The sequence below is a fragment of the Parvimonas sp. M20 genome (assembly GCF_035282425.1).
Classification (GTDB): domain Bacteria; phylum Bacillota; class Clostridia; order Tissierellales; family Peptoniphilaceae; genus Parvimonas.
The window spans coordinates 1-241 of the sequence record NZ_JAYKBQ010000265.1 but is presented as its reverse complement, the minus strand read 5'-3'; the positions used below and the strand labels follow the sequence as shown (position 1 = coordinate 241).

At 32.0% G+C, this 241-nt stretch carries 1 pseudogene; it reads left to right on the top strand.

Annotated features, from left to right (window positions below):
* Positions 1–208: pseudogene (locus tag VJI93_RS09195) on the top strand (NAD(P)-dependent alcohol dehydrogenase); the annotation flags it as partial.
* Positions 209–241 lie beyond the last annotated feature (33 nt).

Sequence of the window (241 nt, the reverse complement as noted above, 5' to 3'; positions counted from 1 at the left end):
TGGTAATGTAAATTATTTAGGTTCAGGTACTTATGTCAATATCCCACGTATCGAATGGGGTGTTGGTATGGGACATAAGCAAATTTTAGGTGGACTTATGCCTGGCGGTCGTTTACGTTTAGAAAAACATGCATCACTTATTGCATGTGGAAAATTAGATGTTAAAACTTTATTAAAAAACAAATTTAAAGGATTTGAACATGTTTAAGATGCTTTATTGTTAATGTAAGATAAACATGCT